Annotated in this window: 20 protein-coding genes and 1 other RNA gene; 10 read left to right on the top strand and 11 right to left on the bottom strand. The window is 42.8% G+C overall.

From position 1 onward, the window contains the following. Positions 1-10: 10 nt before the first annotated feature. From ACE5CV_RS00560 to ppk1, 6 genes are all read right to left on the bottom strand, one after another. The gene (locus ACE5CV_RS00560) at positions 11-805 is read right to left on the bottom strand and encodes an inositol monophosphatase family protein (RefSeq protein ID WP_374948198.1); all 795 of its coding nucleotides are present in this window, start codon (positions 803-805) and stop codon (positions 11-13) included. A gap of 216 nt (positions 806-1,021) precedes the next feature. Further along, entirely contained in the window at positions 1,022-2,194 is a 1,173-nt protein-coding gene (locus ACE5CV_RS00555) for a prolipoprotein diacylglyceryl transferase (protein WP_374948197.1), read from the bottom strand. Positions 2,195-2,222: 28 nt separating this feature from the next. Then, on the bottom strand, positions 2,223-3,542 hold the full coding sequence (gene mtaB / locus ACE5CV_RS00550) for a tRNA (N(6)-L-threonylcarbamoyladenosine(37)-C(2))-methylthiotransferase MtaB (protein WP_374948196.1): 1,320 nt from the start codon (positions 3,540-3,542) through the stop codon (positions 2,223-2,225). Positions 3,543-3,707: 165 nt separating this feature from the next. Further along, positions 3,708-4,274, bottom strand: coding sequence for a UbiX family flavin prenyltransferase (locus ACE5CV_RS00545; protein WP_374948195.1), 567 nt, complete (start codon positions 4,272-4,274; stop codon positions 3,708-3,710). Positions 4,275-4,432: 158 nt separating this feature from the next. Further along, complete coding sequence (locus ACE5CV_RS00540; RefSeq protein ID WP_374948194.1) at positions 4,433-5,323, bottom strand: exopolyphosphatase; 891 nt, start codon at positions 5,321-5,323, stop codon at positions 4,433-4,435. Beyond that, a complete protein-coding gene (gene ppk1, locus ACE5CV_RS00535; RefSeq protein ID WP_374948193.1) occupies positions 5,320-7,374 on the bottom strand; it encodes a polyphosphate kinase 1 in 2,055 nt (684 codons plus the stop codon). The genes ACE5CV_RS00540 and ppk1 overlap by 4 nt, the downstream gene beginning before the upstream one ends. 150 nt (positions 7,375-7,524) lie before the next feature. Here ppk1 and ACE5CV_RS00530 point away from each other — a divergent pair, with 150 nt between their 5' ends. Next, a complete protein-coding gene (locus ACE5CV_RS00530) occupies positions 7,525-8,016 on the top strand; it encodes a YajQ family cyclic di-GMP-binding protein (RefSeq protein ID WP_374948192.1) in 492 nt (163 codons plus the stop codon). Here ACE5CV_RS00530 and ACE5CV_RS00525 read toward each other — a convergent pair whose 3' ends face one another. Both ACE5CV_RS00525 and ACE5CV_RS00520 read right to left on the bottom strand, forming a co-directional pair. Beyond that, on the bottom strand, positions 8,017-8,589 hold the full coding sequence (locus ACE5CV_RS00525) for a hypothetical protein (RefSeq protein WP_374948191.1): 573 nt from the start codon (positions 8,587-8,589) through the stop codon (positions 8,017-8,019). It abuts the gene before it with no gap. A gap of 126 nt (positions 8,590-8,715) precedes the next feature. Next, positions 8,716-9,153, bottom strand: a complete 438-nt coding sequence (locus tag ACE5CV_RS00520) for an Hsp20/alpha crystallin family protein (RefSeq protein WP_374948190.1) — start codon at positions 9,151-9,153, stop codon at positions 8,716-8,718. A gap of 138 nt (positions 9,154-9,291) precedes the next feature. Here ACE5CV_RS00520 and ACE5CV_RS00515 point away from each other — a divergent pair, with 138 nt between their 5' ends. Beyond that, positions 9,292-9,738, top strand: a complete 447-nt coding sequence (locus ACE5CV_RS00515; RefSeq protein ID WP_374948189.1) for an acyl-CoA thioesterase — start codon at positions 9,292-9,294, stop codon at positions 9,736-9,738. Positions 9,739-10,396: 658 nt separating this feature from the next. Here the strand turns inward: ACE5CV_RS00515 and ACE5CV_RS00510 are convergent. Together ACE5CV_RS00510 and folB are read right to left on the bottom strand one after the other, a co-directional pair. After that, complete coding sequence (locus ACE5CV_RS00510; protein ID WP_374948188.1) at positions 10,397-11,794, bottom strand: FAD-binding oxidoreductase; 1,398 nt, start codon at positions 11,792-11,794, stop codon at positions 10,397-10,399. Between the two features lie 4 nt (positions 11,795-11,798). Beyond that, a complete protein-coding gene (gene folB, locus ACE5CV_RS00505) occupies positions 11,799-12,158 on the bottom strand; it encodes a dihydroneopterin aldolase (protein WP_374948187.1) in 360 nt (119 codons plus the stop codon). A 246-nt stretch (positions 12,159-12,404) separates the two neighbouring features. Here folB and ACE5CV_RS00500 point away from each other — a divergent pair, with 246 nt between their 5' ends. Continuing rightward, positions 12,405-13,586 (top strand): acyl-CoA dehydrogenase family protein, encoded by a 1,182-nt coding sequence (locus ACE5CV_RS00500; protein WP_374948186.1) that lies wholly within the window; start codon positions 12,405-12,407, stop codon positions 13,584-13,586. A 159-nt stretch (positions 13,587-13,745) separates the two neighbouring features. Further along, positions 13,746-15,818 carry an ATP-binding protein gene (locus ACE5CV_RS00495; RefSeq protein ID WP_374948185.1) on the top strand — a complete coding sequence of 691 codons (2,073 nt, stop codon included), beginning with the start codon at positions 13,746-13,748 and terminating at the stop codon, positions 15,816-15,818. Here ACE5CV_RS00495 and ACE5CV_RS00490 read toward each other — a convergent pair. Next, positions 15,786-17,144, bottom strand: coding sequence for a GH1 family beta-glucosidase (locus ACE5CV_RS00490; protein ID WP_374948184.1), 1,359 nt, complete (start codon positions 17,142-17,144; stop codon positions 15,786-15,788). The two genes, ACE5CV_RS00495 and ACE5CV_RS00490, sit on opposite strands and share 33 nt — an antisense overlap. Positions 17,145-17,439: 295 nt before the next feature. Between ACE5CV_RS00490 and ACE5CV_RS00485 the strand changes: the two genes are divergently transcribed. From ACE5CV_RS00485 to ACE5CV_RS00460, 6 genes are all read left to right on the top strand, one after another. After that, on the top strand, positions 17,440-17,910 hold the full coding sequence (locus ACE5CV_RS00485; RefSeq protein ID WP_374948183.1) for a DinB family protein: 471 nt from the start codon (positions 17,440-17,442) through the stop codon (positions 17,908-17,910). 4 nt (positions 17,911-17,914) lie between these two features. Beyond that, positions 17,915-18,325, top strand: coding sequence for a hypothetical protein (locus ACE5CV_RS00480; protein ID WP_374948182.1), 411 nt, complete (start codon positions 17,915-17,917; stop codon positions 18,323-18,325). Beyond that, a complete protein-coding gene (locus tag ACE5CV_RS00475; RefSeq protein WP_374948181.1) occupies positions 18,322-18,984 on the top strand; it encodes an SCO family protein in 663 nt (220 codons plus the stop codon). Before ACE5CV_RS00480 ends, ACE5CV_RS00475 begins: the two co-directional genes overlap by 4 nt. Beyond that, positions 18,981-19,400 carry a c-type cytochrome gene (locus ACE5CV_RS00470; protein ID WP_374948180.1) on the top strand — a complete coding sequence of 140 codons (420 nt, stop codon included), beginning with the start codon at positions 18,981-18,983 and terminating at the stop codon, positions 19,398-19,400. The genes ACE5CV_RS00475 and ACE5CV_RS00470 overlap by 4 nt, the downstream gene beginning before the upstream one ends. Positions 19,401-19,583: 183 nt before the next feature. Then, positions 19,584-19,963: RNase P RNA component class A (gene rnpB / locus ACE5CV_RS00465), an RNA gene on the top strand. 186 nt (positions 19,964-20,149) lie between these two features. After that, positions 20,150-21,529: a sigma-54-dependent transcriptional regulator gene (locus tag ACE5CV_RS00460; RefSeq protein ID WP_374948179.1), complete on the top strand. Its 1,380-nt coding sequence runs from the start codon at positions 20,150-20,152 to the stop codon at positions 21,527-21,529. The last annotated feature ends 13 nt before the right edge of the window (positions 21,530-21,542 follow it).

Raw genomic sequence — 21,542 nt, 5'->3', positions numbered from 1 at the left:
CTAATTGTGTTTAATTAAAGTATTTGGCAATGTAATCTATCATTTCGGTGGTTATCTTAGCATTGGTGGCTAACACCTCTCTTGTATTAATAACTTCCGGCCCACCTGTGAAGTTTACGACATGGCCTCCGGCCTGTTTTACAATGACAATGCCGGCTGCTATATCCCAGGCGTTTAAATTATATTCGTAAAACCCTTCAAACCGTCCGCAAGCGGTATAAGCAAGATCAACAGCTGCAGAGCCAATCCTGCGAATGCCGTGGCAATTACGCATCAGCTCTGCAAACATTTTCAAGTAGGCTTCCTGCTTGCTAAAATCGTAATAAGGGAAGCCTGTAGCCAATAAGCTTTTATCAACCGTAGGGATGTTGCTCACACGGATAGTTTTACCATTAAGGTAAGCCGCATCATCTTTATGCGCATAAAAGCATTCATCCTGGTTAACTTCATATACTACCCCTAAAATCAATTCATCATACTCTTGCAAGCCAATACTTACCGAGAACGTAGGCAGGCCGTGAATGAAATTGGTGGTACCATCCAACGGATCAATAATCCAATTGTATCGTTCGCCAACCCTGTTGTTTGTTTTTTCTTCCGTGATGAACCCGGCTTCGGGCAGGATCAATTCAAGGCCTTTTACGATTTGCTGTTCGGCGGTTTTGTCTACATAAGATACCAGGTCGTTAAGCCCTTTGTATTCGATGTTATCCGGGTCAAAGGTTTTTCGCTCCTGGCGGATAAACTGACCTGCTTCTTTAGAAACTTCCGTTACCTGAGTGATTATCTGGTTTAATTGAATCATGGTGTTGTGTTAATGATAAGCTGAACGAAAAAACTTTGTGAATAAAGTAGCTGGCCACAAATAAGCTGAGCGCCGTAAAAATCCGGGCAGCCGGCGGGTAAACTCCTAATTGCTGGATCATAAATTTAAGTACCAGCAGATTAGTGCAAAAGCCGATAGCAGGTACCGATATAAAACCTGATGATGTGGCTTTTAGTTATTTTGTACCATAGCTTTTTAGCCATGTGCTACTGGTGCTTTTTTAAAGCGGCTTTGACCGGTCACCACCAACGCAATACCACCCAGTACCATGATAAGCGAAATTAGTTCGGCCTGGGTAAACGATATGCCAGCCACGTTATATCGGGTATTTACACGTATCAATTCGATAAAGAAACGTTCGACGCCGTTAAGAATCATATAAATACCGAAGAGCACACCCGGCGCTTTAATCTGCTTACGGATGCTCCACAAAAAAGCAAACAGCAATAAACATACAACTGATTCATAGAATGATGTAGGATATACCGGAAGCTTTAATTCGTTACAAAATTTACCAACACAATCTGCAATGCGGTTACCGGCGTCCGCTTCGTTTACGTTGTGCGGGAAACGGAATGACCACATCCAATCTGGTGCCCAACTCAACCAACCTGGTTTTGGCGCAAGATTAGGAATGCCCCAGTCACCATCGCCAGACATTTGGCAGCCAACCCGGCCAAGGGCGTAAGCAAGCATCATGCCGGTAGCGCCGATATCCAGCATATCCAACGGTTTAATACCATGCTTGTAGGCGATATATAAAACTGCCGCCCCGCCGCAGATCAGGCCTCCGTAAAAAGTTAAACCGCTAAAGCCTACCAGCATGCCAACCGGGTCGCGCATAAATTCGTCCCAATTCTCTAATCCGTTAAAAAGTTTAGCTCCTGCAAAACCCCAAACGGCAGCCCAAAGCAAAATGCTGCTCATTAATTCGTGAGGATGCGCCATTACTCTGCGGGTTTCGGGCTTGGGTAGCTCTTGTTTTTTTGCTTCGTAGTACGCCCAATAAGCAAACAACGCTGCAAATAAAATTCCACCTATCCAGTTTCCTCGCAACGATAGTAAAAATGATTGCGGGTCATTTATCAGATCTGAATAATGCATTGCGGCATCTACCACCTTATAACCCAATATGAAACCGAATATTCCATTGCCAGCCAGATCACCGGCAGATGCAGGCGCACCAACTACAATTGTTTTTTCGAATGAATGAATGTACCCTAATTGCTCTTTCCTTTTAAATTCCTGTGTAAATGCCCAGTAAGCCGCTATGAAGGCAAAAGCCACAAAAAAGCCGAACGTTTGTATAGGCAACGGTATATTTACACCGGTAAGATAATCTATCAGCGAGGAAAGAGTTGGGAACATAAGCAGATATTTGTGGCGAATATAGCAGTTAATGCACTAATATTTCTTCGCTTTCTGTTATTTCAACATCACCATCAGGTGAAATTGCGGTTAAACGCACGCTGCGCACTTCATTTACTAAAACCGGATCATACTTAGTTTTTACCTTAACATAGTTGCGGGTAAAGCCGTGCATAAATCCATCTTTAATGTCGCCTTCAAACAATACTTCATCGGTATGGCCCAATTGAGTATCATAGAAAGCGCGGCGTTTTTTTTCAGATAAAATGTGCAGCATTTTGCTCCTGTCGGCACGGGCAGATCCGGGAACAATCCCCTTCATTTCGGCAGCGGGGGTGTTCTCACGTTCGGAGTAAGTAAACACGTGGAGGTAAGATACGTCCAGCGAATTAAGGAAATTATAGGTCTCTACAAAATCTTCCCGTGTTTCACCTGGAAACCCAACAATTACATCAACACCGATGCAGCAATCAGGCATAACCTGCTTTATCCGGGCTACACGGCTGGCGTAAAGTTCGCGTTTATAACGTCGGCGCATCAGGCCTAGAATTTTATCAGACCCTGACTGCAGCGGGATGTGGAAATGCGGCACAAATCTTTTAGAGGTGGCAACAAACTCAATTATCTCGTCGCTAAGCAGGTTAGGCTCAATAGACGATATACGGATTCGGTCGATTCCTTCTACCTCGTCAAGCGCCTTAACCAGATCAAAAAAGCGATCCTCCCGTTTGCCGTCACGAATACCAAAATCGCCGAGGTTAACCCCTGTCAAAACGATTTCTTTAACGCCAGATGCCGCTATTTCCATAGCCTGTACAATAACGTTATCGATGGTGTCGCTTCTGCTGTTGCCACGTGCAAGCGGGATGGTACAAAACGTACATGAATAGTCGCAACCGTCCTGCACTTTCAGGAAAGTACGTGTCCGGTCACCAAATGAATAAGAAGGTACAAATGTATTTGCTTCAGAAACCGGCTGATTGTAAACTTCAGCCTTTGGCCTTTTTGTTAAATCTGCAATATGATCCACCAGTTGGAATTTTTCTGCAGCGCCCAAAACCATATCCACGCCGGGTATTTCGGCTATCTCTTTAGGCTTTAGCTGCGCATAGCAACCAACAATGGTGATAAACGCTTGCGGAGAAATTTTAAGCGCCTCTTTAACGATCTTTTTACACTTTTTATCGGCGTTTTCTGTTACCGAACAAGTGTTTATCACATACACATCAGGCGTATCGGTAAAGTTGACGGTGTCAAAACCGGCTTGTGTAAACATACGCCCGATAGATGACTTCTCCGAGTAATTGAGCTTACAGCCAAGCGTATAAAAAGCGACTTTCTTATTCATTTTGAAGCCGCAAAGATAGGGTTTTTAGATATTAGTTGTTGGTGATGAAAGGTTGGTTGTTAACGGAAATGTAAAAATGAGCAAGGCGATTGAAAATTCGCATTATGGATTGTAGCTTTTGCAATAGCATATTTGAATTTAATAATTGGTTATTAAACAAATATTTTAAATTCCTTCCCACCGATAACTTTCATTTTCCAATCCTATTAGGTCAATCACCCGGTTTACAACCGTCATGGCCAATTCCTCAATCGTTTGGGGTTTGCTATAGTAAGATGGTATTGCCGGGCAAATGATACCGCCGGCCTCTGTAACTGTTTTCATATTGTTGATATGGATAAGGCTGAGGGGCGTATCGCGCGCTACCAGGATCAGCCTGCGGCGTTCTTTAAGTATCACGTCTGCAGCTCGGGTAATTAAGTCGTCTGACACGCCGGACGCAATTCTGCCTAATGTACCCATTGAACATGGTACTATAACCATCGTGTCGAACCTTGCCGAACCCGATGCAAAAGGCGCCATAAAATCATTTTTTGCATAGGTGGTAAAAGGGTAGTTGCCGTGCGTCGCATCGCCGAGTTCAAACTCCCAAACCTGTTTGGCATTATCGCTCATTACAACGGCCACTTCGGTTAATTGATTTTGCAATTGCTGCAGTTTGTCTAATAAAAGCCGGGCGTAAATAGATCCGCTTGCACCGGTAACAGCTACAACAATTTTTTTCTTCATCATATGTAGCAACAAAGAAACGTAATAAAAGTTAGAGGCACAAAAAAGGGTCGAATACACGTACCCGACCCTACATCTACCTATGAAAAACATGCCCTTTGAGTGGGCAGTACAAATATAATAAGTGTTTTAAACTACTACAACAATTTGTTAAAATAAATTTAACCTGCGTTTTCGAAATTTTTCTCTATAAGTGTCTGAATGATACCATCAACCATACCAACTGTTGGCACATATATGCTTTTTATGCCTGCACATTTTAGGACGGTCAAATAAATTTCGCAAGCCGGGATAATCACGTCTGCCCTATCTTGATTTAAGCCTAAAACATTGATACGGTCTTTAAGCGAAAAAGAGTTTAGGTAGTTATAAAGTGATTTTAGTTTGATGTATGTTAACGGCTCGTCCTGGTTTTTTTCGCCAGATAAGCGGAACAATTTGTTAATATTGCCGCCAGTACCTATCCCGAAAATATTTCTGTGCGCTCGGGTGTGTTCCCGGATAAAGTTTTTCATTTCTGTCCAGGTTTCTTCCTTATCCTGATTGTCGAGGATGCGGATAGTACCCAAATTGAATGACTGTGACGCCAGCATTTTTTCGCCGCAAAATAATGATAGCTCGGTACTGCCACCACCTACATCAATATACAGGTAATTCTTACTTTTATCAATATTCACTTCGGCGTGGCTGGCGTAGATGATCTTGGCCTCATTCTGGCCATGCACAATCTCCAGGTCGATATCCGCCTCTTTTTTGATCCGCGCAGCTACCTCCTGCCCATTCGCGGCTTCGCGCATGGCAGATGTTGCGCAGGCCATATAATCTGTAACCTTAAAAACATCCATCAGATTACGAAAAGCCTGCATGGATTTCACCAGGTCGTTAGCTTTTTTATCCGAGATATGTTTATTTAAAAAGGCATCATCGCCCAGCCTTACGGGCACACGTAACAACGTGTTTTTTTTAAACGAAATGGACCCGTTATTCTCTATTATTTCTGCAATCAGCAGCCTTACAGCGTTAGATCCTACATCAATGGCGGCGTATCTCAATTTATGGTATTTTTATTTTTAAGGTAGGTGTATGTATCGATCTGGGCACGAGTTAAAACACCGGCCTTAGTTTTATGATATTTATTAGTGTGGTTGATAGTAATGTCTCGCGATTTAGTGTTATCAGCCAGTTGGATATCAATGATATCCCTAACTTCTTTACGCAGATCTTCATCAAATATCGGGAAACCAACCTCTACACGGTTATCAATATTTCGGGTCATGAAATCGGCCGAGGTGAGGTAGATCAATTCCTTGCCGCCGTTGCCGTAAATGTGCACACGGGCATGCTCCAGGTATTTGTCAACAATGCTTACCACCTCAATATTTTCGCTGAAGCCCTTCACTCCAGGTATCAGGCAGCACATCCCGCGTACGATCATTTTTATTTTTACGCCCGCTGTACTTGCCTGATATAGCTTAGCAATCAGTTGCTCATCGGCAACACTATTCATTTTAAAGATCATGTATGCTTCCTTGCCGGCTTTGGCAAATTTCATCTCATTATCTATCAACCTGTAGATAGCCGGCCGCGAATCTATTGGTGACACGATAAGGCTTTTTAATCCCTTTGGCAGCAAATTGCGGTTAAGGGCGCGGAAAATGTAAACCAGATCTGTCGTGATGGCTTTATTCGCCGTTAACAAGGTATGATCAGCATACATCGTAGCTGTTTTTTCGTTAAAATTACCGGTACTTAAACAAGCATAGTGGCAGGGCTTGCCTTTTTCCATACGGGTTACCAGGCAAATTTTAGAATGCACTTTGTAACCATCCATGCCATACAATACATTAACGCCTTCTTCTTCCAGCCGGTTACTCCAAAATATGTTATTCGATTCATCAAACCGGGCACGCAGCTCAACCAGGCAGTTTACTTTTTTACCATTTTTGGCAGCGTTGATCAAGGCATGAACGATCTTTGAATTTTCGGCCAGGCGATAAACCGTTATGCTGATCTCTTTAACTTTCGGATCGATAGCAGCTTCGCGCAAAAAGTGGATGATATAGTCGAACGATTGGTAAGGTGTGCTGATCAAAAAATCTTTTTTAGCGATCATGCTCATCAGGCTCTTGCCGAAAGACAGGCCTTTAACCGCCAGCGGTGTAGTTTTATTGTATTGCAGATCGGCCCGCCCAACGTTAGGAAAGCTAATGAAATTTTTAAAATTATGGTACCTGTTACCCGGTATCAGGCTTTCTGTGGGTACTTTCATCTTCCTGACCAGGTAACTCAGCATGTCTGCAGGCATGTCCTGGTCATAAAGCAAACGCATTGGTTTACCCTTGCGGCGTTTTAGCAGACTTTTGGCTAACGAATCGATGAATTTTTCGCTTACCTCCTTATCAAGGTCAAGCTCGGCATCGCGGGTAAGCTGTAAAGAAAAGGCTTCGATGTTATCGTGCTCAAATATAAAGAAGATGTCCTCCAAACTATAGCGGATGATATCATCAAGCAGGATGATAAACTTAAGGTTATTAGTATCCGGCAGCACCAAAAACCGTGATAAATTGTCCGGAAATTCGATGAGTGCAAAACGTGTTTTTTTGCCTTTGGTTAACCGTACAAAAAAGTAGATGGCCCGGTCGCGCAGTTCAGGTAGCGGCAGGTTGTCATCCAGCATAATAGGTACCAATGTGGACAGTAACCGCTCCCGAAAGAAATCTTTAACAAAGGTACCGCGCGTAACGTTTAGCTGTTTATCGTTCAACAAGAAAATCTTTTCTTCGGCCAGTTCCTTTACAATAATGTTCTCGTAAAGATTGTTGAATTTACGCTCCTGTTTTACAACAATGGTTTTGATTTGGCTTAGTACTTTTTTAGGGTTATAGCCTAAAATCTCTTTTGCCTTTTCGTTAAGGTTAGCTAAGCGGGTAAGTGTGGCTACGCGTACCCGGTAAAACTCATCCAGGTTAGATGAAAATATGGCTAAAAATTTTATCCTTTCGATAAGGGGGACCCCGGGGTCGGCAGCTTCCTGTAAAACGCGATCGTTAAAATACAGCCAGCTGATCTCCCTGTTAATTAAAGGAATATTTTTTAAATCCATAGTATTGCTGTTATACAGCTAAAGTGACAAAACTGCTTATTTATTTGTTAAGATAATATTAAGTAATCGTATTTAATAGGTTTTGTTTTGGTTTAATTACGGCTGATAAATTTCTTACATTAGCTTTGCAAATTCATTAATACCAACAATATGCCTTCATTCGATATAGTAAGCAAAATAGACGGACAAACCCTTGATAACGCTATAAACGTTGCCAAGAAAGAAATACTGAACCGTTATGATTTTAACGGCAGCAAAAGCACCATAGACCTTGATAAAAAAACAAACGAGATAACCGTTGTTACTGAAGACGATATGCGCCTAAAAGCCATTACCGACAGCATTATCAGCCGGATGATGAAACAAGGACTTGATGCTAAAGCGCTTGATTTTGGCAAGGAGCAATACGCATCGGGTAACATGATCCGTAAAGAGATCAAGGTTAAAGAAGGCATTGATAAAGAAGCTGCTAAAAAAGTGGTTAAAAAGATAAAAGACAGCAAACTAAAGGTAGAAGCCTCTATCATGAACGATCAGGTACGTGTTACCGCCAAAAAAATTGATGACCTGCAGGCTGTAATCAGTCTTTGCCGAAACGAAGACTTTGGCCAGCCGCTGCAATACATCAATATGCGCAGCTAATTATTTAAGCTTAAAGGTATCCGCAAGCTTATCAAACTGCGGCATGTAAGTAGCCGACTGGCTTAACAGGCATGAAGCGGTAAGCACGAAGGCGAAACCATCTTTAGGGACTACATACGTTTTAATGGAAATTTCCCTGCCTTCTATCTGGTAAGAATAGGTTAGATATTTACCGTGCACGCCGTTGATTGACATATCGCCGGCCCGCTGGTCTTTTAAATTCATGGTAGCCATTTTCTCCAGGTTGGTGCGGATATAGCCATCAAGAGATTTGCCGTTCATGTTATCACGCAATACATTCAAGTTTGGGCTATAATTGTCGGCACGCGGCGCCACCAGCATTACCAGGTTATAAGCTCCGCTTACTCGATCTTTCCTTACCCATCCTTGCGGGATAGCAATTTCATAATCTGCAGTTGTTACTATGTTGCTTGCCATAGCCGATGACGCAGGAGGCGTATTTACAACCAATGGCGTATCGGGCGGTGTGTTGCCCTGTTTGGCTTCCGGCCCTTTGCATGCTGCAGCTAATAATAACAAGATAAATACTTGTAATGAATAGGCTTGTTTCATGATGTGGCTTTTTAGCTACAACAACGTTTCGGCGGTTTGTGTTGACTTACATAAAAAATAAAGGCCGCCCCTTTTGCAGAGCGGCCTTCCTCTTAACTAAACCCAATTATGAAAACTTTACCTTAATTATTTTACAGCTATCTCTCTTGATTGAAATTTAGCTTCTTCTCTTTTTGCTACAGTTAACTTTAATACACCGTCAACATAATCTGCTTCAATCTTAGTGTGGTCCGCAGAATCAGGCAGGGTGAATGAACGGGTGAACGAGTTGTAACTGTACTCACGTTTGCTGAATTTTTTACCTTCAACATTATCTTCAGTTTTTTTCTCTGCAGATACACTCAATACATTTTTATCCAGGTTGATCTTAAAGTCTTCTTTCTTTAAGCCCGGTGTTGCCAGTTCTATCTGGAAATCATTTTCAGTTTCGGCAATGTTAACGGCCGGCGTACGGTTTGTCAATTTATCACTGATGAAACGGTCGTTCAAAATTGAATCGAATACATCATTAAAAAATGGGTTACTGTTTGTTTTTAATCCGTTGTTAAATTTTACAAGTGTCATGGTTATATATCTCCTTTAAGTTTTGAATTTTATTAACTTCGTAAGTGTATAATCAACTGTTATACCAAGCGGTTTAAAGGATAATTAGGAGGACAAAATGTCTTTTAATATTATTTGTTAACGACAAAATGTCTTATCATGGCTGAAAAACTTACAGATTATAAGTACAAAACTGATATCGCGATACGCTTTGCGGATATTGATGCGCGAGGCCATGTGAATAATGCCGTTTATCTGACCTATTTTGAAGTGGCGCGGTTTAACTACTGGCGGGATGTTGCGAACTGGGATTTAAAGGAAATTGGAATTGTGGTAGGCCGGTCAGAGATTCATTATCTGAAGCCGGTTATTATTGATGACACCCTAATGTGCTACGTAAGGGTTGTGCGGATTGGCAACAGTAGTTTCGACGTGATGCATGTGCTCACTAAACATACCGAAAAGGGCGAAGAAATTTGCACTACCTGTAAAACGGTTTGCATTAGTTACGATTATGCAGCCAATAAATCGATCCCTATTGATAAGCAGGGTCGTAAGAATATGATAGATTATGATGAGCCGAGGCTAATCTTGAATACAAATTAATAATTCAATTATTTGTTTGATAATACTTTATGCTTTACTACTTAATGCAACACAAATATGAGGTGTATTTAGCAGTTTTAATACCCATCATAAGTTTTTATTTAAAACGTTATACATCACGCTCATTCCTTAAAGTATTACTGATACTCTCAGTCATTCTGTTTATACCAATCGTTTTCGGTTACACTTATATTCTCGGATACTTAAATATCGTCATTTTCTATATTATAATATTATCCATTTGGACTTTGGCATTCAAGTCTAAAAATAATACCATTAAAGGGTTGATAATTAATACAGGAATCTCTATAGCCATTTGGTTATTCATCGTTTTTGAATTTAATATATTTGGTTCGATTCAAATCAAAAATATTTGGGTTACAGAGTTCTATAAAGTTGAACAGGTGGAAGAAAGAGGATTTTCCGGTGGCCCGTTGAAGGTGTACAATTTATACGAATTTAATCCGATTTTTGTAAGAAGTGTAGATCAAAAGGAGTACAATGACAGCACAAATAATTGTATTATTAAATTCAACTATAAAAAGTTCAAATTTGACAAATGTAAAGCGAGTGCAAGTTCAATAAACTATTTTAAAATTAATTATTAACCTATGCTGGTTAAATCGTCCGGAATTCTGCACATCTGAAATTTGCACATCTAAAATACCTTCCCCGGATTCAATATCCCGTTTGGATCAAACACCGCTTTAATCCCCTTCCATATCGCAAAGTGCATTGGCGTATATTTTAACGGCATATAATCTTTTTGCACCAGGCCTATTCCATGCTCGCCGGACAAAGTACCCCCAAGGCTTACGGTCAGTTCGAAGATCTCGGTAATGCCGGCTTTCAGGTTGTTGTTCCACTCATCATTGCTCATGCCTGCTTTAATGATATTTACGTGCAGGTTACCATCTCCAGCGTGGCCGTAGCAAACCGATTCGAAACCATACCTGCTCCCAATAGCCTTGATCCCGTTGATTAGTTTTGGTAACGCTGCGCGGGGAACTACGGTATCCTCCTCCTTATAAACCGAGTTTGACTTTACTGATACCGCCATGGTACGCCTGATGCGCCACAATTCTTCCTTTTGAGCAGATGAATCGGCAAAGAGCACGTCCTGACAATTAAATTGCTCCAGCACCTCATTGATCTTTTCACAATCACCAAATATCACATCCTGGTTATTGCCATCCGCTTCGATAAGCAGGAAAGCCTCGATGCCATTTTTCAATTCAAAATTAATTCCATCATGTTCTATCACCCATTCCATCCCCCGGCGCTCCATAAACTCCAGCGCAGATGGTACCACCCCTGCCCTGAAAATAGCGGATACCGACGCGCAAGCATCTTCATTTGAGTTGAAAGACGCCAGCATTAAGGCGTCCTGTGTCGGTTTCGGAATCAACTTTGTTACGATCTTAGTGACTATACCTAAAGTCCCCTCCGATCCTATCAGCAGCTGCGTCAAATTATAACCCGATGCATATTTGAGTGTATTAGCACCTGTCCAGATAACTTCGCCCGTAGGCAGCACCACTTCCATATTTAGTACATACTCGCGTATGGTGCCGTATTTAACCACTCTGGGGCCGCCGCTGCAATTGGCCACATTGCCACCTATAAAACAGCTGCCTTTGCTAGCCGGATCCACCGGGTACAACAATCCTTTTTCGGCCACGGCATCAATGAAAATTTCGGTGATCACCCCCGGCTCTACGGTTGCCTGCAAATTCTGTTCGTCTATTTCAATGATGTTGTTAAAGCGCTCCATCGATATCATCAGTCCGCCATTAACGGCTAATGCCCCTCCCGCAAGGCCTGTACCGGCTCCGCGGGGAGTTACCGGTATAAGCAAGTCATTACAAAGCTTCATAAGGGCCGCAACTTCATAAATCGTCTTAGGTTTTGCCACCACTTCAGGATAATAAACAAGATCTTCTGTTTCGTCGTGACTGTAAGCTGCAATAGCGGGTTGAGTGCTAAGAATAGCATCTGCGCCTGCAATAGCAATCAACTTATTGAGGATATCTTGAGTAATTTTAGTAAAGGTCATGATGTTAAGCTTTATTATAGCTAATGGTTACGGCCGAGTTTTTTACCGGGCCGCTTAATGCCGGGTTCATCTTTTTTAAAGTGACATCTGCATTGGTAATAAAGGGGAACTTTGCAACAATTTTATCCAGAATGGCTTTCACAACTGTTTCTATCAGTTTACGTGGATTTGCCATCTCTTCTTTTATGATCTGGTAAAGCACCTCATAGTCAACGGTGTTGCCAATCTGGTCATGTTTTAAATCGCCTTGATTAGGAAACTGTACCGTCACATCGGTAAAAAAACGGGTACCAAGTATCTGCTCCTCCGGGTAAAAACCATGATATGCAAAAAATTCAACGCCCTCTAAAACCACTTTAATCATATTCAAAAGTAAAGGAATATTTGATATTTTTTATTTGGATGAACCAGTGGACCTGCAGTTTATTATCACATTCAGCCACGTATACTATTCTAAACCGACTCGGGAAAATAAATTCAATAAACGATGTTCAAATGGTTTAAACGTCCATTTTGCCCAAAATGGGCGTGTGCTATACCAAAACAAAGTCTAGTATCCTGCAACTAGGTGCCGAAATGGATATATTTGACCAACCAATTACTTACTTCCATGGCTATAACCGACTTGTACGAAGCACCCGATTATTACCTTTTAGATGAACTTTTATCTGAAGAGCATAAGCTGATCCGCCAGAGCGTGCGTGATTGGGTGAAGAAAGAAGTAAGCCCGATTATCGAAGATTATGCACAGCGGGCTGAATTCCCCTCGCAGCTTATCAAAGGCCTGGCAGATGTAGGCGCCTTTGGGCCAACTATCCCTGCGCAGTACGGTGGTGCCGGCCTGGATTACATGGCTTATGGTATTATTATGCAGGAATTGGAGCGCGGTGACTCGGGCATCCGGTCTACTGCTTCTGTACAGGGGTCGCTGGTAATGTATCCAATCAATGCTTATGGCAGCGAAGCGCAAAAAGTAAAATACCTGCCTAAGCTGGCATCGGGCGAGATGATGGGATGCTTCGGTCTTACCGAACCCGATCACGGCTCCAACCCCAGTGGTATGACAACCACTATCAAAGATCAGGGCGACCATTATCTGTTGAATGGTGCAAAGATGTGGATCTCTAACGCTCCTTTTGCGGATATTGCAATTGTTTGGGCGCGTGACGATGAGGGTAAAATTAGAGGATTAATTGCCGAGCGTGGAATGGACGGTTTCAGCACCTCTACTACGCACAACAAATGGTCGCTGCGGGCATCTGCCACCGGCGAGTTGGTTTTTGATAATGTTAAAATTCCGAAAGAAAATATACTACCCAATATATCAGGGTTAAAAGGCCCGTTGGGTTGCCTTAATCAGGCACGCTACGGCATTGCCTGGGGCGCGCTTGGCGCAGCGATGGATTGTTATGATACTGCCCTGCGCTATTCAAAAGAACGGGTGCAGTTTGGCAAACCTATCGCCGGTTTCCAACTGCAGCAAAAAAAACTCGCAGAAATGATCACCGAGATCACTAAGGGGCAGTTGCTCGTTTGGCGACTCGCTACATTAAAAAACGAAGGACGGGCAACTGCAGCCCAAATATCCATGGCTAAACGCAACAGTGTAGAGGTAGCTATAAACATTGCCCGCGAAGCAAGGCAAATGCTGGGCGGCATGGGAATTACCGGCGAATATCCAATAATGCGACATATGATGAACCTTGAGTCGGTAATTACGTATGAAGGTACACACGATATCCACTTGCTGATCACCGGCATGGATATTACGGGCGAAGATGCTTTTAAATAGTTAAATAAGCGTTTCAAAATTTATAGCTACAGGTAGTAAGTATCGCCCACGAATATTATATTTGTTGTTTACCCGCTAACTATTGTACCATTGATTTGTGACGTAGCCCATTTTGCCAAATTTGTTGCCCGATACCTTTGGCTTTATGCTTTTTTGTTGATGCTTGCTTCATGTGGCGACAAAAGCAAGCCGGCGACAACGGTGGGGTACACCCCGGGGTTTGAAAATGCTGTTAAAACGGTTGATAAGTATTGGGCTAAAGGCCAGATCAAAGAAGGGTTGCTTTATCTCGATTCGGCATTTAAAAAACTGAACTCTCCATCGGTAAATGACAAATTCCGGTTTTATTCACTCCATTACGTTTACTATCAAAAAACTGTAAGCCACTTTGATACCGCTTCCGTTTATGCCGATAGCATGCTGATAGAAGCTGCTAAAAGTAAAAACACTAAACTATATGCAATGAATGTTGCAGAAGCCAGCTTCTGCAAAGGCGATGCGTTGTTTGAGATGCGGCAATTTACCGACGCTTATCAATCGTACTACCAGGGATATCTCATTGGTAAAAATTATGTCAACATAGCCGCCTTGGGCGATTATACCTATCGCATGGGTATGATCATGTATAAAAAGGCCCATTATCAGCTTGCAGCTAAGTACTTTAAGGTTAGCTATATCCAAAACCTGGAAGACGCCAAGGAAGTAGAACGGGGCTTTGTTGGGTTCTATCGCAGGCAAGAACTGTTGGATAATATCGGTTTGAGTTATCGTCACAATAATCAAAATGATAGTGCCATCGTTTATTTTGATAAGGCCCTATTTGAAATAGAAAAGAATTTGCCGGTATATAAAAGCCGAAGGCAGCATCTTGATATGGCGCGTGGCGTGGTTTACGGCAACAAGGCCGAGGTTTATATTCAAACAGGCGAATACGACAAAGCGGCCGAATTGCTCAAGAAAAGCATCGCCATTAATTTAAGTAATGGTTACGATAACCGGGATGCCGAACTTTCTGAGATAAAGCTTGGCCGGGTTTACGAACGCCAGCACAAAAGTGATTCATTAATAAACCTACTTACCAATCTGCGCCGCCAGCTGGATACTGTTAAGAATGAAGAGGCTGAAGCCGACTATAACCGGCTATTAAGCGGTTACTATGCGCAGCAAGGCAAATTGAAGGAAGCACTCAACTACCTGCAAATTTACACTACGCAAAAAGATTCGCTTAATAAAATGGCAACGTCGCTAATGGAAACTAACGTTGACCAGCAAACGGGCAATTACGAAAAGCAGCACGAGATAGATAAACTCAGTACGGATAATAAGCTACAGGTGATCTATCTGTACGTAACCGTTTTCTTCGGAGTTATGGCTTTGTTTATTATTTTCCTTATCTTCCGTAATTACAAACGTTCTAAAAAAGATGTCAAAACGGTTAATCTGCTTAATAAACAGATTAACGAGCAGAACGTAATACTGGAGAATGCCCTTAACGAGCTTAACAATAGCAGCCAGGAAAAAGACCGGATATTACGCACGGTAGCACATGATTTGCGAAACCCGATTGGAGGCATTGCATCGCTTACGGCAATGATGGCCGATGATGAGTATACCGAAGAGCAAAAAGAGTTGATCAACCTGGTGAAAGAAACTTCATTCAACTCGCTAGAACTGATCAATGAAATTCTGGAAGCAACGAACATATCATCGATAAGGCTTAACCTAGAGCAGGTGGAAATTAATTCATTGGTGAGCAACAGTGTAGAACTGCTACGCTTTAAGGCCGCTGAAAAAGGTCAGCAAATTATGCTGCAAACTTTAGGCAAACAGCAGGAACTCTACATTAGCAGGGAAAAGATTTGGCGCGTGATCAGTAACTTAGTGAGTAATGCCATAAAATTCAGCCCAACCGGCGCTGCTATCCAGGTATCGGTAATAGAAGAGAAAGAACAAGTGTTAATAGCGGTTGAAGATAACGGCATCGGTATCCCCGATAAGTTAAAAGACCAGGTGTTTAATATGTTCACGAGCGCCCAAAGGCCCGGTACCGCCGGCGAAAAATCGTTCGGCCTTGGGTTGTCCATTTGCAGGCAGATCATCGAAAAGCACAACGGAAAGATCTGGTTTGAGGGCAAGGCCACACCTGGCACAATCTTTTACATTAGCCTGCCGCTGTCCGGCAATGGTATAGATGTAGGCCTACCGCAAAAAGTTAGCGTACCAGTGTCCTGATCCTTTGATAATACGCTGCTGGGTTTCAAAATCGATATAGATCAATCCAAACCTTGGGTGGTATCCCTCAGCCCATTCAAAATTATCGGTAAGTGTCCATACAAAGTAGCCGCTTACTTTTAACCCTTCTTGTTTTGCCTTCAAAATTTGCTGCAGGTTTGCCTGGATATAGTCGCTACGTTTTTTATCATGCACAGCATCGCCGGTTACTTCATCAGGAAAAGACGCGCCATTCTCGGTAATGATGATCTTCCTGATCTGCGGGTAAGCATTATACTTTTTAAGGATCTCATAGATCGACTGTGGGTAAACCTCCCACTTCATGGTGGTTATTTCTACACCTCTGTTTTCAGCCTTTACCAGGCTGGCGCCCAGGTAGGGCGTAAAGAATGAGTATTTTATAATTTCGCGGGTGTAATTTTGTAGTCCTATGAAATCAAAGTCAAAGCTTAAATTATCCTCATCGCCCGGCTCAAAATATTTGTAAATACCTTTTAATGCTTTTAACTCATCTGTTGGGTAACCCAAACCTAATACTGGCTCAATAAATAAACGGTTTATCAGTGCATCGGCACGTTTTGCAGCCGCAATATGGCGCGGCTTATCGGCATACGGCTCAATGTGGGAGCATGAAAAGGTTGTACCGATATGCGCATCAGGCAATAGCTGGCGAAGCACCTTTGCCCCCGCCACAATGCTGAGCACGGCATGGTGTACCGCAGGTAAAAAATTGCGTAAGCCTTTGCGGCCGGGCGCATGGATGCCTAAAAAATAGCCTGCGCCGGTAAATACGGCGGGCTCATTCATCACCATCCAGTTAGTTACCCTATCGCCAAAGCTATTTGCGCAAATAGTGGCAAACTCTTTGAAGTGGCCAACAACATCGCGGTTTGTCCAGCCGCCTTTGTCTTCCAGCGCCTGTGGCAAATCCCAGTGATAAATGGTTAGCCAAGGTTCTATCCCCTGCTGAAAACAATAATCAATAACCCTGTTGTAATGATCTATCCCGGCCTGATTAACCTGCCCTTCGCCCTTAGGCAAGATGCGGCTCCACGAAATAGAAAAACGGAAATTTGGGATGTTAAGCTGTTTTACCAGGTCAATATCGCGTTGGTAATTGTCGTAAAACTGGCAGGCGATATCGGGTTTATGACCGTTTAGTACCTTGCCTGTTCGTTGGGTAAAGGTATCCCATATAGATGCGCCCTTACCGTCAGCATCGCATGAACCTTCAGTTTGCAAGGCGGCTGTAGATACCCCCCAGGCAAAGTCGTCGCCAAAAAGATCTTTAGAAAGTTGCGGATGGTTAGTAGTGTCGGAAGCCATGTAATTGAGCTGATGCAAAGCCCAAAATGTACATTATTATTGTATAAAGAAAGTTTTGTAATAAAAAAACTTAGTGCTTAAACGACGAACGGATATTTTTTAAAAACAGCCATTCTCTGAAATCGTTGATCAGGCTTGCAAAAACATTGATGATCTTCATATCGGTATGTTTTAAATATTAGTCTAATTTATAGTTGTAATGTGTAGTTACCGTAGTATTTATGTTATGTAATTATTACGATATTTTATTTAAGCAGGCTGAGTTTTTACTTTCGCTATGCTTACTTTTACGGCAATGAAACAGTACTTTATCCGCATGTTTAATTACAGCCTTTTTGCGACCGGGCGGATGCATGCGTTGCTTTTATCAAGGCCAAATGCCAATGCTGTTAAATTAATGAGCCACCAGTTAAGCGCCGAACAGATTTGGCTGAAGCGTTGTAACCAACAAACCACAGTTGGGATTACCGTTTGGCCCGACTGGCCATTAGACAGCCTTGCGGCGATCATAGAAACCAACCACAACGAATGGATTGCCTATTTGGATCAGGTAACTGAAGATGAATTAACGCAAACGCTGCACTATCAAAACTCAACAGGGGCGCATTTTGATTCGGTTGTGAGCGATATGATAACGCAGGTTATCAACCACGGTACACATACCCGTGCGCAGATCGGCATGCTGCTTAAGCAGAACGAAGCAGATAAATTACCGTTAACCGACTATATTTTTTATGCCAGGGAAACCCCAGCACTAAATCAGTGATCAGATGAAAAAAACTATTACAGCAGTTTTAATATGCTTCGCAATGCTAAGCTGTACCGATACCAAAAAGCAAGAAAAGGACCTGCTTGACCAGGTAATAAAGACACATGATAAAGTAATGAGTAAGGACGAGCTGATCATGATCAATAAAATGCAGCTGGATACCCTGGTTAAAACCATTAAAGACCCGGCTATAAAAACTGAAGCTACGGTACTGCAATCGCAGTTAGAGGCGGCGGATGTAAAGATGGAGAACTGGATGCACAATTTTGACGCGGAGAATAAAAACAAATCACATGATCAGATCATGGCTTACCTGGCCGACCAGAAGAAACAGATTGAAGGCATTGACAAACAACTGAGCACTGCTGTTGAATCGTCGGGTAAATTCATCAAGCAAAACAAAACCAAATGAAGTACTGCAAAATAATACTCTTCATAAGCCTTGCGGCCTTTACCGCCTGCAAGTTTAACGCTTCTGAAACGGCTAAACTACCTATATACGGCAACCGCGATACAGTTAGTAAAATGGTAAACGGTAAATTAGTTGTTGATTCGGTTTACACCACCATTCCCGATTTTAAATTTGTGAACCAGTACGGGGATAGCGTCACCGGTAAAAGCCTTGACGGGTATGTTTACGTGGCCGATTTCTTTTTCACCACCTGCCCGTCTATCTGCCCTATCATGCATCGCAATATGCTAAAGGTTTATAACGACTTTAAGAGCGTAAGCGACTTTAAGATCATTTCGCACACGATCGATCCAAAGCATGACAGCGTTGCGGTACTTAAAAAATATGCTGATAAAATGGGCATTAGCGGCGGTAGCTGGTGGCTGCTGCAAGGTAAAAAGGAAGATACCTACCAATTGGGCGAAAAAAGTTATCTGGTTGCTGTTAAAGAAGACAGCGGCACCCCCGGCGGTTACGTACACCAGGGTTGGTTTGTGCTGATTGATAAGCAAAAACGCATTCGGGGTTATTACGACGGCACTGACGAAAAGCAAGTGGATAAGCTGCGTGCCGACATCAAAACGCTATTGGCCGAAACGAATACAACCATTGCCCAATGAAGTTGAAGGTGATTGGTGGCATTGGGGTTATCCTGGCGGCGATGGTTGCCTCCTGCCAGAGTGATGACCAGTTGGAATTTCAGCGCTATTACAACGGCGGCAAGATCCTCTACGAGCAAAAATGCCAGAACTGCCACAGCGCTAAAGGCGAAGGTTTGTCTAACCTGATCCCACCTTTAACCGACGGCGCATACCTGCAAAAGAACAAATCTAAGCTGGCCTGTATTGTAAAGTACGGCATTAATGAAACCATTATAACAGTTAACGGGAAAAGTTATGAAGGCAATATGTCGGCAGCCGACCTTGCCCCTGTGGATGTGGCCAAAGTGCTTACCTATGTTACTAATTCATTTGGTAATAAAATGGGTATTATAAGGTCTGATCAGATAGATGCTGATCTGTTAAAGTGTAAATAAACCGACCTCAAAAAATGTAACAACTGTTAACAAAGGTTTACACTTTTTTTAAATATTTATGGTATTGTATTGATTATCAATTATTTGCAAAAAAGATGGGTTAACATGGTTTTCATGTTTTTGGCGCCCTTATCACATCGTATTTATAGCCCGGTTACTTCATAGCTAAACCCTATCTTTGTAACTGCAAAACGTTCTATCGCTTCGCAGCAATGCGGGGAGGAAAGTCCGGGCAACATAGAGCATCCTGCTTCCTAACGGGAAGGCGCCCGCAGCGGGCGACAGCAAGTGCCACAGAGAATATACCGCCCCGATTAATCGGGGTAAGGGTGAAAACGTGAGGTAAGAGCTCACGGCTTTTCCGGGCGACCGGGATCGCGGTAAACCTCAGGAGTTGAAAAACCAAATAGGTTCTGAAAGCGGGGCTGCTCGCTCCCGTGTCACGATTTATCGGGGCCGTCAGAATGGGTAGGTTGATAAAGCCTGTTAGCAATAACAGGACAAGATTAATGATAGAAACCCTGCAAAGGGTACAGAACCCGGCTTACAGATTTGCTGCTGTTTACAACCCCCTCTTTCGAGGGGGTTTGTTATTTACCGATGGATGATGTATGGGTGCTTTTCCGACACTATTGATCTAACCACCCGCCCTATTACATTCATACCCGGCTTAAAAAAACTGTTTAATATTCTATACAATTTATATATTAGCCGCTCAAACATTCTACCTGCATTTCAGTTTAAAGCAAATGGCGAAAATTTTAATTATTGATGACGAACGGTCAATCCGAAGCACCCTCCGTGAAATTTTGGAATATGAAGATTACACGGTTGAAGATATAGACAATGGTGTTGATGGATTAGAACTTATCCGCAAGAACGACTACGACCTGGTACTGTGCGATATCAAAATGAACCGAATGGACGGTATGGAAGTCCTGACGGAAGGGTTATCCATAAAGCCTGATCTTCCTTTCATCATGATCTCGGGCCACGGTACGGTTGAAACGGCGGTTGAGGCCAGCAAAAAAGGCGCGTTCGATTTTATCTCTAAACCACCTGATCTTAACCGTTTACTGATCACCGTACGTAATGCCCTTGACAGGGGGAGCCTGGTTGTCGAGGCAAAGGTTTTAAAGCGTAAAGTATCCAAAGTTCGCCCTATCCTTGGCGAGTCGCAGGCAATTGTAAAGATAAAAGAAACCATTGAGCGTGTTGGCCCTACCGATGCCCGTGTATTAGTTACCGGTGCTAACGGTAGCGGTAAAGAACTGGTTGCACGTTGGTTGCATGAAAAATCTAACCGTAGCAACGGCCCTATCATTGAGGTTAACTGTGCAGCTATTCCATCAGAATTAATAGAGAGTGAACTTTTCGGTCATGAAAAGGGTTCATTTACCTCGGCCATTAAACAACGCATTGGTAAGTTCGAATCGGCTAATGGCGGTACCCTTTTTTTAGATGAGATTGGCGATATGAGCCAGTCGGCACAAGCAAAAGTATTACGTGCTTTGCAGGAAAGTAAAATAACCCGCGTAGGCGGCGAAAAAGAAATAGATGTTGATGTGAGGGTGGTAGCGGCTACTAACAAAGACCTTTTAAAGGAAATTGAAGCCGGTAATTTCCGTATGGACTTATACCACCGCCTGAGTGTGATCCTGATCCATGTACCGCCGCTTACCGAGCGACGTGATGATATTGGCTTGCTCACCCAGGCTTTTTTAGAGGAGATATGCAATGAGTATGGTATGCCAACTAAAAAGATCTCTGAAGCAGCATTAGATGCCCTTAAGGCCTTACCGTGGACTGGTAACATTCGCGAGCTGCGTAACATGGTAGAGCGTTTGATCATCCTGAGCGACAAGATCATTACCGATACCGATGTAAAAGCCTTTGCCAATCCATCGGCGCCCGTGGCAGCAGCAACCGCCGCAGCCGCTGCACCGCAAACAGATTTTGATCAGTTTACCAATTTTCAGGAGTATAAAGATTTTGCCGAGCGCGAATACATTAAATTCAAACTGGAAAAAAACAATTGGAACGTGTCAAAAACTGCTGATGATATTGATATTCAGCGCAGCCACCTTTACAGTAAGATCGAGAAATTCGGTCTTAAACGGGGTGAATAAAGCTGTTACTACC

This window comes from Mucilaginibacter sp., from assembly GCF_964263795.1.
Lineage (GTDB): Bacteria > Bacteroidota > Bacteroidia > Sphingobacteriales > Sphingobacteriaceae > Mucilaginibacter.
Note: the sequence above shows the minus strand (reverse complement) of the source record. Positions and strands in the feature narration are given on the sequence as shown.